We start from the raw sequence: 13,644 nt of genomic DNA on the forward strand, positions 1-13,644 counted from the left end.
CCACGACGACACCGGAGCTGACCGTGCGCGACCTCGCCACCCTGCCCAAGGCGCACCTGCACGTGCACCTGGAGGGCGCCATGCGCCCCGCCACCCTCGCCGAGCTGGCCGCCGCCGCGGGCGTGCCCGTGCCGCCCGTGCGCGGCTTCGCCTCCTTCGCCGAGTTCGTGCGCATGTACGACGGCGCCCGCCTGCTGGTGCGCACCCGCGAGCAGCTGGCCCGGGTGGTGCGCGAGGTGGTGCAGGACGCCGCCGCCGACGGCGCCGTGTGGGTGGAGGTGCAGGCCACCCCGGTGCCCTACGCGCCCGCGCTGGGCAGCCCGGAGGAGGTCCTGGCCCTGCTGCTGGAGGCCGGCCGCGCCGAGGCCGAGCGCCTGGGCATCGGCTTCGGCCTCATGGCGGTGGCGCTGCGCCACGAGCCGCCCTCGGCGGCGGAGGACCTGGCCCGGCTGGCCGCCGGGCACGCCGGGCGCGGCGTGGTCTCCTTCGGCCTGGCCGCCGACGAGTCGCTCTTCCCGCCGGCCCCCTTCGAGCGGGCGTTCGCGATCGCCCGCGAGGCCGGGCTGGTGAGCACCCCGCACGCCGGGGAGCTGCTGGGCCCGCAGAGCGTGCGCGACGCGCTGGACCGGCTGGGCGCGCGGCGCGTGCAGCACGGGGTGCGGGCCGTGGAGGACCCCGCCCTGGTGGCGCGGCTGGCCGCCGAGGGGGTCGTGCTGGACGTGTGCCCCACCTCCAACGTGGAGCTGGCCGTCGTGCCGGAGATCGGCCGGCACCCGCTGCCGGCGCTGCTGGAGGCCGGGGTGCGCTGCTCGATCAACGGCGACGACCCGCTGCTGTTCGGCCCCGGGCTGCTGGAGGAGTACGAGACCGCGCGCCTGGCGCTGGCGCTGTCCGACGAGCAGCTCGCCGGGTGCGCCCGCGCCTCGCTGGAGGGCGCCGCGGCGCCCTCCAGCGAGGCGCGGGCGGGTCAGGCGTTGACGACCAGCCCCAGCTCCGCGGGCGAGGCCAGGCCCTCGTGCCGCGGCAGCACGCGCACCGTGTAGCCGAACGGGCCGGTCTGGCGCAGCGGCAGCTCGCCCTCGTAGCGGTGCCGGCCGTCCCCGAAGTCCTCCGCGTGCCGCAGGCGCACCACCCCCGAGGGGGTCAGCTGGTCGGACTCGTTGACGCGCCCGTGCACCGCCTGCACCTCCACGTCCCCCGGCGCCAGCGCGCCCAGCGCCACGAAGCCGCGCACGTGCAGCACGTCGCCGACCTGCGCGGAGTCGCCCACGCCGGAGGACTCCACGTGGTCCACCCGCACCCCCGCCCAGCCCGAGCGCACCTGCTCCTTCCAGCGCGCCAGCTCGCGGGCCGCCGCCGCGCCGGAGGCGCCGGCCGCCCGCCCCGCCCGCGCGGCCGGCACGTACAGCTGCTGCACGTAGTCGGTGACCATGCGGCTGGCGAGCACCTTCGGGCCCAGGGAGGCCAGGGTGTGGCGCACCATCTCCAGCCAGCGCGCCGGCAGGCCGCGCTCGTCGCGGTCGTAGAAGCGCGCCGCCACGGAGCCCTCGATGAGGTCGTACAGCGCCGCGGCCTCCAGGTCGTCGCGGTGGTCGGGGTCGTCGACGCCGTCGGCGGTGGGGATCGCCCAGCCGTTGCCGCCGTCGTACCACTCGTCCCACCAGCCGTCGAGGATCGACAGGTTCAGCCCGCCGTTGAGGGCGGCCTTCATGCCGGAGGTGCCGCACGCCTCGAAGGGGCGCAGCGGGTTGTTCAGCCACACGTCGCAGCCGGGGTAGAGCTGCAGCGCCATGGTGATGTCGTAGTTGGGCAGGAAGACGATGCGGTGGCGCACCGACGGGTCGTCCGCGAAGCGCACCATCTGCTGGATCAGCCGCTTGCCGGTCTCGTCGGCCGGGTGGGACTTGCCGGCGATGACGAGCTGCACGGGCCGCTGCGGGTGCAGCAGCAGCGAGCGCAGCCGCTCGGGGTCGCGCAGCATGAGGGTCAGGCGCTTGTACGTGGGCACCCGCCGGGCGAAGCCGATGGTCAGCACGTCGGGGTCCAGGACGTCCTTGATCCAGCCGAGTTCCGCCTCGGTGGCCCCGCGCTGCAGCCAGGACTCCTTCAGGCGGCGGCGGGCGTCGTCCACGAGGCGCCCGCGCAGCAGGCGCCGGGTGCGCCAGATCTCCTCGTCGGGCACCTGGTCGACCTTCTCGAAGCCCTGCCCCTCGCGCGGCAGCTCCGGGCCGATGTAGCGCCGGCCCATCTCCAGCACCTCCGGGGCCACCCACGTGGGGGCGTGCACGCCGTTGGTGATGGAGCTGATCGGCACCTCGGGGGCGTCGAAGCCGGGCCACAGGCCGTCGAACATGCCCCGGCTGACCGCGCCGTGCAGCCGCGAGACGCCGTTGGCGCGCTGCGCCAGGCGCAGGCCCATGACGGCCATGTTGAACACGCCCGGGTCGCCGCCGTCGTAGTCCTCCGCGCCCAGGGCGAGGATGCGCTCCACCGGCACGCCCGGCAGCGGGTTGTCGGCGCCGAAGTACAGCTCGATCTGGTCGCGGCCGAAGCGGTCGATGCCGGCGGGCACGGGGGTGTGCGTGGTGAACACCGTCGCCGCGCGCACCGCCTCCAGGGCCTCCTCGAAGGCCAGCCCGCGCTCGACGTGCTCGCGGATGCGCTCCACGCCCAGGAAGCCGGCGTGCCCCTCGTTGGTGTGGTAGACCTCCGGCTCCGGCGCGCCGGTCAGGCGCGACCACAGCCGCAGGGCGCGCACGCCGCCCACGCCGCACAGCAGCTCCTGCTGCAGCCGGTGCTCGCCGCCGCCGCCGTAGAGGCGGTCGGTGACGCCGCGGGCGGCCTCGTCGTTGTCCTCCACGTCGGAGTCCATCAGCAGCAGCGGCACCCGGCCCACCTGCGCCTTCCACACCTGCGCCACCAGGCGCCGGCCGCCGGGCAGGTCGACGTGCACCTTCGCGGGCGTGCCGTCGGCCTCGCGCAGCAGCGCCAGCGGCAGCCCGTCCGGGTCCAGCACCGGGTACGTCTCCTGCTGCCAGCCGTCGCGCGAGAGGGACTGCTTGAAGTAGCCGGTGGCGTAGAAGAGCCCGACGCCCACGACGGGCACGGCCAGGTCGCTGGCGGACTTCAGGTGGTCGCCGGCGAGGATGCCCAGGCCCCCGGAGTACTGCGGCAGGGCACCGGTGATGCCGAACTCCATGGAGAAGTAGGCGATGGACGCGGGCGCGCCCGACCCGAGGGAGGCGTACCAGCCGGGCCGCTCCAGGTAGGCGCGCAGGTCCGCCGCCGCCCCGCGCACCCGCGCCACGAAGGCCTCGTCGGCCGCCAGCGCGTCCAGCTGCTCGGTGCTCAGGGCACCGAGCAGGGCGCCGGGCTCGCGCTGCACCGCCGCCCACGCGGCCGGGTCCATGGACTCGAAGAGGTCGCGGGTGGGCTCGTGCCACGACCAGCGCAGGTTGCTGGCCAGCTCGCCGAGGGGGGCCAGCGGGGCGGGGAGCACGGTGCGGACGGTGAAGCGTCGGATGGCTCTCACGGGGAGGGACAGTAGCCGCGCGGGCACCTCCCCGACAGGCGAGCGGGCGGGTCCGCGCGGGGCGCGCCGGGCGCGCCCGCTCCCGCGCGACACCTCCGCCCGCCGTCGGTAGGTTGCCGGACGTGACGACTGAGGAGCAGCCGACGGCGCGCGCGGCCGGTGCCGCCGCGACGCAGCCCGCGCACACCCCCGCGGTGCGCACCACGCCGGCCCCGGGCGGCACCCGGCCGGTGGTGGGCCGCATCCCCGTGCTCGACGTCGCGCCCGCCGTGGACGCCGGCCGCTGGCCGTCGAAGGCGGCCGTGGGCGAGCTGGTGCCGGTGACGGCCACGGTCTTCCGCGAGGGCCACGACGCCGTCGCCGCCACGGCGGTGCTGGTGCGCCCGGACGGCTCCGACGGCCCCAGCGCGCGCATGGAGCTCACCAACGCCGGCACCGACTCCTACGCGGCCGTGCTCGTGCCCGACGCCGAGGGCGCCTGGGGCCTGCGGGTGGACGGCTGGTCGGACCCGTACGGCACGTGGGACCACGACGCCACCATCAAGGTGGGGGCGGGCGTGGACGTGGCGCTCATGCTCGAGGAGGGCGCGCGCCTGCTGGAGCGCGCCGCGGACCTGCCCGGGCGCGACGGCGGGGGCGCCGCGGTGCTGCGCGCGGCGGCCAACCGGCTGCGCGACACCTCGCTGGGCGACGGCGAGCGCCTGGCCGCCGGCACCTCCGGCGAGGTGCGCGCGGCGCTGGAGCGCCTGCCGCTGCGCGAGATGGTCTCCCCCTCCCCCACGCTGCCGCTGCTGGTGGAGCGCCGCCTGGCCGCCTTCAGCAGCTGGTACGAGTTCTTCCCCCGCTCGGAGGGCGCGCACTTCGACGAGGGCGCGGGCCGCTGGGTGTCGGGCACCTTCCGCACCGCCGCCGAGCGGCTGCCGGCGATCGCGGCGATGGGCTTCGACATCGCCTACCTCACCCCGGTCCACCCCATCGGCAGCACCAACCGCAAGGGGCCGAACAACACGCTGCACGCCGGGCCGCTGGACCCCGGCTCGCCGTACGCGATCGGCGCGGCCGAGGGCGGGCACGACGCGATCCACCCGGAGCTGGGCACCTTCGAGGACTTCGACTTCTTCGTGGCCCGGGCGAAGGAGCTCGGCCTGGAGGTCGCCCTGGACCTGGCGCTGCAGTGCTCCCCGGACCACCCGTGGGTCACCGAGCACCCGGAGTGGTTCACCACCCGCGCCGACGGCACCATCGCCTACGCGGAGAACCCGCCGAAGAAGTACCAGGACATCTACCCGCTGAACTTCGACAACGACCCCGCCGGCATCTACGCCGAGGTCAAGCGGGTCGTCGACGTCTGGATCGAGCACGGCGTCACGTGCTTCCGCGTGGACAACCCGCACACCAAGCCGGTGGAGTTCTGGGAGTGGCTCATCGCCGAGGTGCGCCGCGAGCACCCCGAGGTGGTGTGGCTGTCGGAGGCGTTCACCCGCCCGGCGATGATGCACACCCTGGCCAAGGTCGGCTTCCAGCAGTCCTACTCGTACTTCGCCTGGCGCAACGCCGCCTGGGAGATCCGCGAGTACCTGGACCAGCTGAGCACGCAGTCCCCGCACTACATGCGGCCCAGCTTCTGGCCCACCACGCACGACATCCTCACCCCCACGATGCAGTACGGCGGCCCGCCGGTGTTCAAGCTGCGCGCCGTGCTGGCCGCGCTGCTCAGCCCGTCGTGGGGCATCTACTCCGGCTACGAGCTGGTGGAGCACGCCGCGCGCCCCGGCGCCGAGGAGCAGCTGGACAACGAGAAGTACCAGTTCCGCCCGCGCGACTGGGCGCGCGCGGAGGCGGAGGGCTGGAGCCTGGCGCCGTACCTGCGGCGCCTGAACGAGGTGCGCCGCGCGCACCCGGCGCTGCAGGAGCTGCGCGGCACGACCTTCCACCCCTGCGACGACGAGAACGTCCTGGCGTTCTCCCGCCGCCGGGTGGCGCCCGACGGCACCGAGGACCTGCTGATCGTCGTGGTGAACCTGGACCCGCACGCCACCCGCGAGACCACCGTGCACCTGGACATGGCCGCGATCGGGCGGCAGTGGTGGGAGCGCTTCACCGTGCGCGACGAGCTGACGGGCGCCACCTACGAGTGGGGCGAGCACGACTACGTGCGCCTGGACCCCCACGTCGAGCCCGCGCACGTCTTCCACGTCCTGCCGCACGGGGCGGGGGGCTGAGGTGGAGAACCTGCACATCGCCGGACCCGGCCTGAAGAACGACCCGCAGTGGTACAAGACCGCCGTCTTCTACGAGGCGCTGGTGCGGGCGTTCTCCGACTCCAACGGCTCGGGCACCGGTGACTTCTCCGGCCTGACCAGCCGCCTGGACTACCTGCAGTGGCTCGGCGTGGACTGCCTGTGGCTGCCGCCGTTCTTCGCCTCGCCGCTGCGCGACGGCGGGTACGACATCTCCGACTACAACGCGGTGCTGCCGGAGTTCGGCACCCTGCCGGAGTTCCAGCGGCTGGTGCAGGAGGCCCACCAGCGCGGCATCCGCATCATCATCGACCTGGTGATGAACCACACCAGCGACCAGCACCCGTGGTTCCAGGCCAGCCGCTCCGACCCCGACGGCCCCTACGGCGACTTCTACGTCTGGAGCGACACCGACGAGAAGTACTCCGAGGCGCGCATCATCTTCGTCGACACCGAGACGTCGAACTGGACCTTCGACCCCGTGCGCCGGCAGTACTTCTGGCACCGCTTCTTCTCGCACCAGCCGGACCTGAACTTCGACAACCCGGCCGTCGAGGAGGCGATGTTCGACACCGTCCGCTTCTGGATGGACATGGGCATCGACGGCTTCCGCCTGGACGCGGTGCCCTACCTGTACGAGGAGGAGGGCACCAACGGCGAGAACCTGCCGGCGACCCACCAGTTCCTCAAGCGGCTGCGCAGGATGGTGGACGAGGAGTACCCCGGCCGGGTGCTGCTGGCCGAGGCCAACCAGTGGCCCTTCGACGTCGTGGAGTACTTCGGCACCGAGGAGGAGCCGGAGTGCCACATGTGCTTCCACTTCCCCGTCATGCCGCGCCTGTACTACGCCATGCGCGAGGGCAAGGCCACGCCGATCATCGACATCCTCTCGGCCACCCCGGAGATCCCCGTCTCCAGCGGCCAGTGGGGCACGTTCCTGCGCAACCACGACGAGCTGACGCTGGAGATGGTCACCACCGAGGAGCGCGCCGCCATGTACGGCTGGTACGCCCCGGACCCGCGCATGCGCGCCAACATCGGCATCCGCCGGCGCCTGGCACCCCTGCTGGACAACTCCCGCCCGGAGATCGAGCTCATCCACGCCATGGTGCTCTCGCTGCCGGGCAGCCCGTGCCTGTACTACGGCGACGAGATCGGCATGGGCGACAACATCTGGCTCGACGACCGCGACGCGGTGCGCACGCCGATGCAGTGGACGCCGGACCGCAACGCCGGCTTCTCCGCCGCCGACCCCGGCAAGCTGTACCTGCCGACCATCCAGTCGCTGGTGTACAACTACCAGTCGGTCAACGTCGAGGCGCAGCTGGCCACGTCCAGCTCGCTGCTGCACTGGGTGCGCAACGTGCTGGCCGTGCGCAAGCGCCACCCCGCCTTCGGCCTGGGCCGCTACGTGCCGCTGACCCCGCGCCACCCGGGGAGCACCGAGGAGGGCCTGAGCCTGCCCGACGCCTCCCTGGAGGCCGCCGTCGGCGCCGCGGTCCCGCGCCCGGACGACGGGTACTGCAGCAACGACTCCGTGCTGGCGTACCTGCGGGTGCTCGACCCCACCCAGGACCAGGACGGCGAGACGGTGCTGTGCGTCAACAACCTCTCCGACCACGCCCAGTCCGCTGTGCTGCGCATGCCGGGGCAGGCGGGGGCGAGCGTGCGCGACCTGTTCGGCGGCGCCGCCTTCCCCGCGGTGGACGCCGAGGGCGGCATGACGGTCACCCTCGGCCCGCGAGGTTTCTACTGGCTCAAGCTCGGAGGTGGCTCGTGACCGGCCCCGTCGCCACGGACGCCGCCTCCGACGCGGCGATCGCGCAGCTGCTGCTGGCCTGGGCGCCGCGGCAGCGGTGGTTCGCCCACAAGGGCTCCTCGGTGCACCTGCGGCGCCTGGAGCGCACGCCCCTGGACGAGACGGGCGTGGCGCAGCTCGTGGCCCTCACGGTGCGCACCGGCCGGCCCGGCGAGGTCGACACCGACGCGGACGCCGACGCCGACGCCGACGCGGAGACCACCGTGTACGCGGTGCCGCTGACCGTGCGCCCCGCGCCCGACGAGTCCCTGGCCGGCGCGCTGGTCGGCCACCTGCCCGACGTCGACGGCTCCGAGGCGTGGGTGTACGACGGCCCGCACGACCCGACGTTCACCCGCGCGCTGCTGGGCCTCGTCGCCGCCGAGGAGGGCGCCGGCTCGCCGTCCTTCGGCGTGCACGGCACCAGCGCCGACGGCGGGCTGCCGGTGCCCGCCGGGGCGAGCACGAAGGTGCTCGGCGGCGAGCAGTCCAACACCTCCATCGTGGTCAGCCCGCCGGCCGGCTCCGGCGGCACGCCCCTCATCGCCAAGGTGTTCCGCGTGCTCAACGCCGGGGACAACCCCGACGTCGTGGTGCAGACCGCCCTGGCCGGCGCCGGCTGCGAGCGCGTGCCGCGCCCGGCCGGGTGGGTCGACGGGCAGTGGACCGCCCCCGACGGCACCACCGCCCACGGGCACCTGGCGCACCTGACGGAGTTCCTCGCCGGCTCGCAGGACGCCTGGCGGGTGGCCACCGCCGCCGTGGCCGCCGGGCGCGGCTTCGCCGAGGAGGCCGGCGAGCTGGGCGCGGCCACCGCCGAGGTCCACGCGGTGCTGGCGCGCGAGCTGCCCACCGAGCCGGCCACCCCGCAGCGGCTGTCCGCGCTGGCCGACGGCCTGGCCGCGCGCGTGGCGTGGGCGTGCACCGCGGTGCCCCAGCTGCACGAGGTCGCCGAGGCGGCCACCGCCCGCGTGCAGGCCGTGCGGCACGTCACCGGCGCCCCGGACCTGCAGCGCGTGCACGGCGACTACCACCTGGGCCAGGTGCTGCGCTCGGCCGAGCGCGGGTGGGTGCTGCTGGACTTCGAGGGCGAGCCGCTGCGCCCGCTGGCCGAGCGCAGCGTGCCGGACCTGGCGCTGCGCGACGTGGCCGGGATGCTGCGCTCCTTCGACTACGCCGCCTCCGCCGGCGCCGGCGAGGGCGGCGAGGAGGCGGCCGCGCGCTGGGCGGCGCAGTGCCGCGAGGCGTTCCTGGCCGCCTACGCCGCGGGCACGGGCGTGGACCCGCGGGTGCCCGGGTCGGCGGCGGCGACGCTGCTGGCGGCCCTGGAGCTGGACAAGGCCCTGTACGAGGTGGTCTACGAGGCCCGCAACCGCCCGGACTGGGTCCGCATCCCGCTCGGCGCCGTCCGGCGGCTGACCTCGTGAGGCCGGCGTCGTGACCCCCTGGTCCTGACCCACCCGAGAACACCGGGTCCGCCCCGACGCGCGGACGGGCCCCCCCGACCGGAGACTGGAGCCCATGTCGAGCGAAGCCGCCACCCCCCGTCCCGTGGACCCCGACGACCTCGCGAAGGTCGCCACCGGGTCCCACTGGTCGCCGCACTCGGTGCTCGGCGCGCACCCGCACGACGGCGGCGTCACCTACCGGGCGCTGAAGCCGTTCGCGTCCTCCGTCACCGTGGTCACCCAGGGCGGTGAGCGCGTCGGGCTGGTCCACGAGCACGACGGCGTGTGGGCCGGCGCCCACGCCGGCGGCACCGTCGGCGACTACCGCCTGGAGGTCGTCTACGAGGACGGCGAGCCGCACGTCGTCGACGACCCCTACCGGTTCCTGCCCACCGTCGGCCAGGTCGACCTGCACCTGATCGGCGAAGGCCGCCACGAGCAGCTCTGGAACGTCCTGGGCGCGCACGTGCGCCACTGGAGCGGCCCGATGGGCCCCGTGGACGGCACCTCCTTCGCGGTGTGGGCGCCCAACGCCCAGGCCGTGCGGGTCGTGGGCGACCACAACCACTGGAACGGGCGCACCGACGCGATGCGCTCGCTGGGCTCCTCCGGGGTGTGGGAGGTGTTCGTGCCCGGCGTGGGCGCCGGCTCGCGCTACAAGTTCGAGATCCTCGGCCAGGACGGGCACTGGCGGCAGAAGGCCGACCCGATGGCCCGCGCCACCGAGGTGCCCCCGGCCACCGCGTCGGTGGTGACCGACACCGCCTACGAGTGGGGCGACGGCGACTGGCTGCAGCGCCGCGCGGCCACCGACCCGCACGCCGGGCCCATCTCGATCTACGAGGTGCACCTGGGCTCCTGGCGCCAGGGGCTGGGCTACGCGCAGCTCGCCGACGAGCTCGTCGCCTACGTCACCGAGGCCGGCTTCACGCACGTGGAGTTCCTGCCCGTCATGGAGCACCCCTTCGGCGGCTCCTGGGGCTACCAGGTGACCTCCTACTTCGCGCCCACCTCGCGCTGGGGCTCGCCCGACGAGCTGCGCCACCTCATCGACCGCCTGCACCAGGCCGGCATCGGCGTCATCATCGACTGGGTGCCCGGGCACTTCCCCAAGGACGAGTTCGCCCTGGCCCGCTTCGACGGGACCGCGCTGTACGAGCACCCGGACCCGCGCCGCGGCGAGCAGATGGACTGGGGCACCTACGTCTTCGACTTCGGCCGCAGCGAGGTGCGCAACTTCCTCGTCGCCTCCGGGCTGTACTGGCTGGAGGAGTTCCACGCCGACGGCCTGCGCGTGGACGCCGTCGCCTCGATGCTCTACCTGGACTACTCCCGCGAGGAGGGCCAGTGGCTGCCCAACCAGTACGGCGGCCGGGAGAACCTGGAGGCCATCGCCTTCCTGCAGGAGGCCAACGCCACCGCCTACAAGCGCACCCCCGGCATCATGATGATCGCCGAGGAGTCCACGGCGTTCCCCGGCGTGACCGCCCCCACCAGCGGCGGCGGCCTCGGCTTCGGCCTGAAGTGGAACATGGGCTGGATGCACGACACCCTGGCCTACGCCGCGCAGGACCCCATGTACCGGCAGTACCACCACGGCGAGCTGACGTTCAGCCTGGTGTACGCGTTCAGCGAGAAGTTCTGCCTGCCGATCTCCCACGACGAGGTCGTGCACGGCAAGGGCTCCCTGCTGCGCAAGATGCCCGGCGACCGCTGGCAGCAGCTGGCCAACGTGCGCGCCTACCTGGCGTACATGTGGTCCCACCCCGGCAAGCAGCTGCTCTTCATGGGCTCCGAGCTCGGCCAGGAGGCCGAGTGGTCCGAGGCGCGCTCGCTGGACTGGTGGCTGCTGGACACCCCCTGGCACAAGGGCCTGCACGACCTCGTCAAGGAGCTCAACACCCTCTACAAGGCGCACCCGGAGCTGTGGGAGCAGGACTTCTCCCCCGAGGGCTTCGAGTGGATCGACGGCGGCGACAACCAGCGCAACCTCATCTCCTTCGTGCGCCGCTCCACCGCCGGTGAGCCGCTGGTGGTCGTGGTGAACTTCTCCGGCGGGGCGTACGAGGACTTCCGCGTCGGGCTGCCGCAGCCCGGCCGCTGGAAGGAGGTCCTCAACACCGACGCCGAGCGCTTCGGCGGCTCCGGCGTGGTGAACACCGGCACGCTCATCGCCGACGGGCCCTCGTGGAACGGCCGGGCGCAGTCCGCGGCCCTGCGGGTGCCGCCGCTGGGCGCGGTGTGGCTGGTGCCCCAGGGCTGACGGTCGCGGCGCACGACGGCCCGGTCCCCGCGAGCGCGGGGACCGGGCCGTCGTGCGTGCTGGTCGTCGTGCGTGCGGGCCGTCAGCCGACGGGGTTGTCCGCCAGGTAGGCCTTCGCGACCTCGGCGCTGGTCTGCTTGTCCACCTGCACCCGCGCCAGGTACCGCGTGAGCTTCTCCGTGGTCAGGGTCGCGGAGAACGCGTTGAGCGCCTCGGTGATCTCCGGGGTGTTCTTGGTGGAGCGCATCAGCGGCAGGACGTTCTGGGCGAGGAAGAGGTTCTGCGGGTCCTCCAGCACCACGAAGCCGTTCGTCTCGATGGCGGAGTCCGTGGTGAAGATGTTGGCCACGGCGATGTCGCCGTTGACCAGCGCCTGCACGGTCAGCGGGCCGCCGGCGTCCAGCGGGCGGAACTCCTTGAACCGCACGCCGTACAGCTCCTCCAGGCCCACCAGGCCCTGGTAGCGCTCGGTGAACTCCGGCGCGCCGCCGGCCACGAGCTGCCCGGCCACCGGGGCCAGGTCCGCGATGGTGGCCAGCGAGTACTGCTGCGCGGTCGCGGCGGTCACCGACAGGCTGTCCTTGTCCTCGGCCGCGGACTGCTCCAGGACCTCGGTGCCCTCCGGCAGCACGTCCTGCAGGGCGTCGTACACCTGCTCCGGGGTGCTCACGCCCTGCGGCGCGCCCCCCTCGACCAGGGCGGCGAGCAGGGCGCCGTTGTACTCCGGGATCAGGTCGATCGAGCCGTCCTGCAGGGCCTTGAGGTACACCTCGCGCGAGCCGATGCCGAACTGGCGCTGCACCTGCGCGCCGGCGCCCTCGAGCACCTGCGCGTACATCTCGCCCAGCAGCTCGCTCTCGGGGAAGTTCGCCGAGCCGATGATGACGGCCGACGTCGAGGACGACCCGCCCGAGGGCGTCCCGGCCGCCAGGGGGTCCTCCCCCGCCCCGCAGGCCGCCAGGGTCAGGCCGGCTCCCGAGGCCAGCGCGGTCGTCAGCAGGGTCCTGCGCTTCACGGGTGGGTCCTTCCGTTGGGCCTCACGCCAGGTCGACGTCGAGGCGGGACTGTGCCGGGGTGGGCGGGCGCTGGCCGCGCCCGCCGCGCGGGCGGCGCCCGCCCAGCCCCCGGGGGACGACGAGCCGCTGCGCCAGGGCCAGCAGCAGGTCCAGCGCGATCGCCAGGACCGCCACCACGACCGCCCCGGCGACCACGCGACCGTAGTCGTTGAGGGCCAGGCCGTCGATGAGCAGGCGCCCCAGCCCGCCCAGGCCGACCGAGGCCGCGACCGTGGCGGTGGCCACCACCTGCAGCGTCGCGGCGCGCAGCCCGCTGAAGAGCACCGGCATCGCCATCGGCACCTCCACGCCGAAGAGCACCTGCAGCGGGCGCATCCCCATGCCGCGCGCGGCGTCCACGGCGGCGCGGTCCACCGAGCGCAGCCCGGCGTAGGTGGAGGTGAGGATCGGCGGCAGCACCAGCACCACCAGCGCGATGACGGCCGGCACCGCGTCCAGGCGGTTCATCAGGGTCACCAGCAGCATGAGCAGGCCCAGCGTGGGCAGCGCCCGCCCGGCGTTGCCGGCGTTGACGGCCAGGAACGCCCCCCGGCCGGTGTGCCCGATGAGCAGGCCCAGCGGGAAGGCGATCGCCACGCCCAGCAGCAGCGCCAGGCCCGTGTACCCCAGGTGCTGCAGGGTCAGGTCGGGGATGGATCCGGGCCCGCTCCAGCGGGCGGGGTCCAGCAGGTACGGCGTCTCGTCCACGGTTCAGCCCCTCCCCGCCGAGGCGCGCGTCCACGGCGTCACCCAGCGCTGCAGCAGCACCAGCAGCAGGTCCGCCACCCCGGCCAGCAGCAGGGTCAGCAGGATGCCCACCAGGATCGGCGCGGTGTAGAACAGCTGGAACCCCCGGGTGAACAGGGCCCCCAGGCCCCCCACGCCGATGAGCGCGCCCACGCTGACCAGGCTGATGTTCGAGACCGCGGCCACCCGCACCCCGGCCAGCACCACCGGCAGCGCCAGGGGCAGCTCCACCTCCAGCAGCCGCCGCGTGCGCCGGTAGCCCATGGCGGTGGCCGCCTCGGCCAGCGCCGGGTCCACCGAGCGCAGGCCGTCGGCCACGGTGCGGGCCATGAGCGCCAGCGTGTAGACCGTCAGCGCCACCACGACGTTCACCGGCGACAGGATCCGGGTGCCCAGCAGGTACGGCAGCGTCACGAACACCGCCAGCGAGGGGATGGCGTAGACGATGCCCGCCACGCCCATGAGCGGCTGGTACAGCCGGGGCAGGCGCACGCCCAGGTACCCCACGGGCAGCGAGAGCAGGACCCCCAGCACCAGCGGCACCACGGCCAGCACGTGGTG

Annotated in this window: 9 protein-coding genes; 5 read left to right on the top strand and 4 right to left on the bottom strand. The window is 74.2% G+C overall.

Annotated features, from left to right (window positions below; genetic code table 11):
- Positions 1–1,043: adenosine deaminase (add, locus tag GTR00_RS04545; RefSeq protein ID WP_240899401.1), on the top strand; the 1,043-nt coding region annotated here is incomplete at its 5' end.
- Here the strand turns inward: add and glgP are convergent.
- Positions 968–3,532 carry an alpha-glucan family phosphorylase gene (gene glgP, locus GTR00_RS04550; RefSeq protein WP_166610456.1) on the bottom strand — a complete coding sequence of 855 codons (2,565 nt, stop codon included), beginning with the start codon at positions 3,530–3,532 and terminating at the stop codon, positions 968–970. The genes add and glgP overlap by 76 nt on opposite strands.
- A gap of 122 nt (positions 3,533–3,654) precedes the next feature.
- Between glgP and GTR00_RS04555 the strand changes: the two genes are divergently transcribed.
- The 4 genes from GTR00_RS04555 (at position 3,655) to glgB (ending at position 11,281) form a co-directional block, all read left to right on the top strand.
- Positions 3,655–5,754, top strand: coding sequence for an alpha-1,4-glucan--maltose-1-phosphate maltosyltransferase (locus GTR00_RS04555; RefSeq protein ID WP_323132211.1), 2,100 nt, complete (start codon positions 3,655–3,657; stop codon positions 5,752–5,754).
- Between the two features lies 1 nt (position 5,755).
- Positions 5,756–7,552: a maltose alpha-D-glucosyltransferase gene (treS, locus tag GTR00_RS04560; RefSeq protein ID WP_166610457.1), complete on the top strand. Its 1,797-nt coding sequence runs from the start codon at positions 5,756–5,758 to the stop codon at positions 7,550–7,552.
- Positions 7,549–8,997, top strand: coding sequence for a maltokinase N-terminal cap-like domain-containing protein (locus GTR00_RS04565; RefSeq protein ID WP_205705049.1), 1,449 nt, complete (start codon positions 7,549–7,551; stop codon positions 8,995–8,997). Before treS ends, GTR00_RS04565 begins: the two co-directional genes overlap by 4 nt.
- A gap of 94 nt (positions 8,998–9,091) precedes the next feature.
- Entirely contained in the window at positions 9,092–11,281 is a 2,190-nt protein-coding gene (glgB, locus tag GTR00_RS04570; RefSeq protein ID WP_166610458.1) for a 1,4-alpha-glucan branching protein GlgB, read from the top strand.
- A gap of 82 nt (positions 11,282–11,363) precedes the next feature.
- Here glgB and GTR00_RS04575 read toward each other — a convergent pair whose 3' ends face one another.
- The 3 genes from GTR00_RS04575 to GTR00_RS04585 form a co-directional block, all read right to left on the bottom strand.
- Positions 11,364–12,296, bottom strand: coding sequence for an ABC transporter substrate-binding protein (locus GTR00_RS04575; protein WP_166610459.1), 933 nt, complete (start codon positions 12,294–12,296; stop codon positions 11,364–11,366).
- Positions 12,297–12,318: 22 nt separating this feature from the next.
- The gene (locus GTR00_RS04580; protein ID WP_166610460.1) at positions 12,319–13,044 is read right to left on the bottom strand and encodes an ABC transporter permease; all 726 of its coding nucleotides are present in this window, start codon (positions 13,042–13,044) and stop codon (positions 12,319–12,321) included.
- 3 nt (positions 13,045–13,047) lie between these two features.
- The coding region (locus GTR00_RS04585) for an ABC transporter permease (protein WP_166610461.1) at positions 13,048–13,644 on the bottom strand (597 nt) is incomplete at its 5' end.

The sequence above is a fragment of the Kineococcus indalonis genome (genome assembly GCF_009906395.1).
In the GTDB taxonomy this organism is placed as follows: domain Bacteria; phylum Actinomycetota; class Actinomycetes; order Actinomycetales; family Kineococcaceae; genus Kineococcus; species Kineococcus indalonis.

What these genes read in the sequence shown, in the direction of transcription:
- glgB (WP_166610458.1), top strand. Translation starts at nt 9,092, where the DNA reads ATGTCGAGCGAAGCCGCCACCCCCCGTCCCGTGGACCCCGACGACCTC.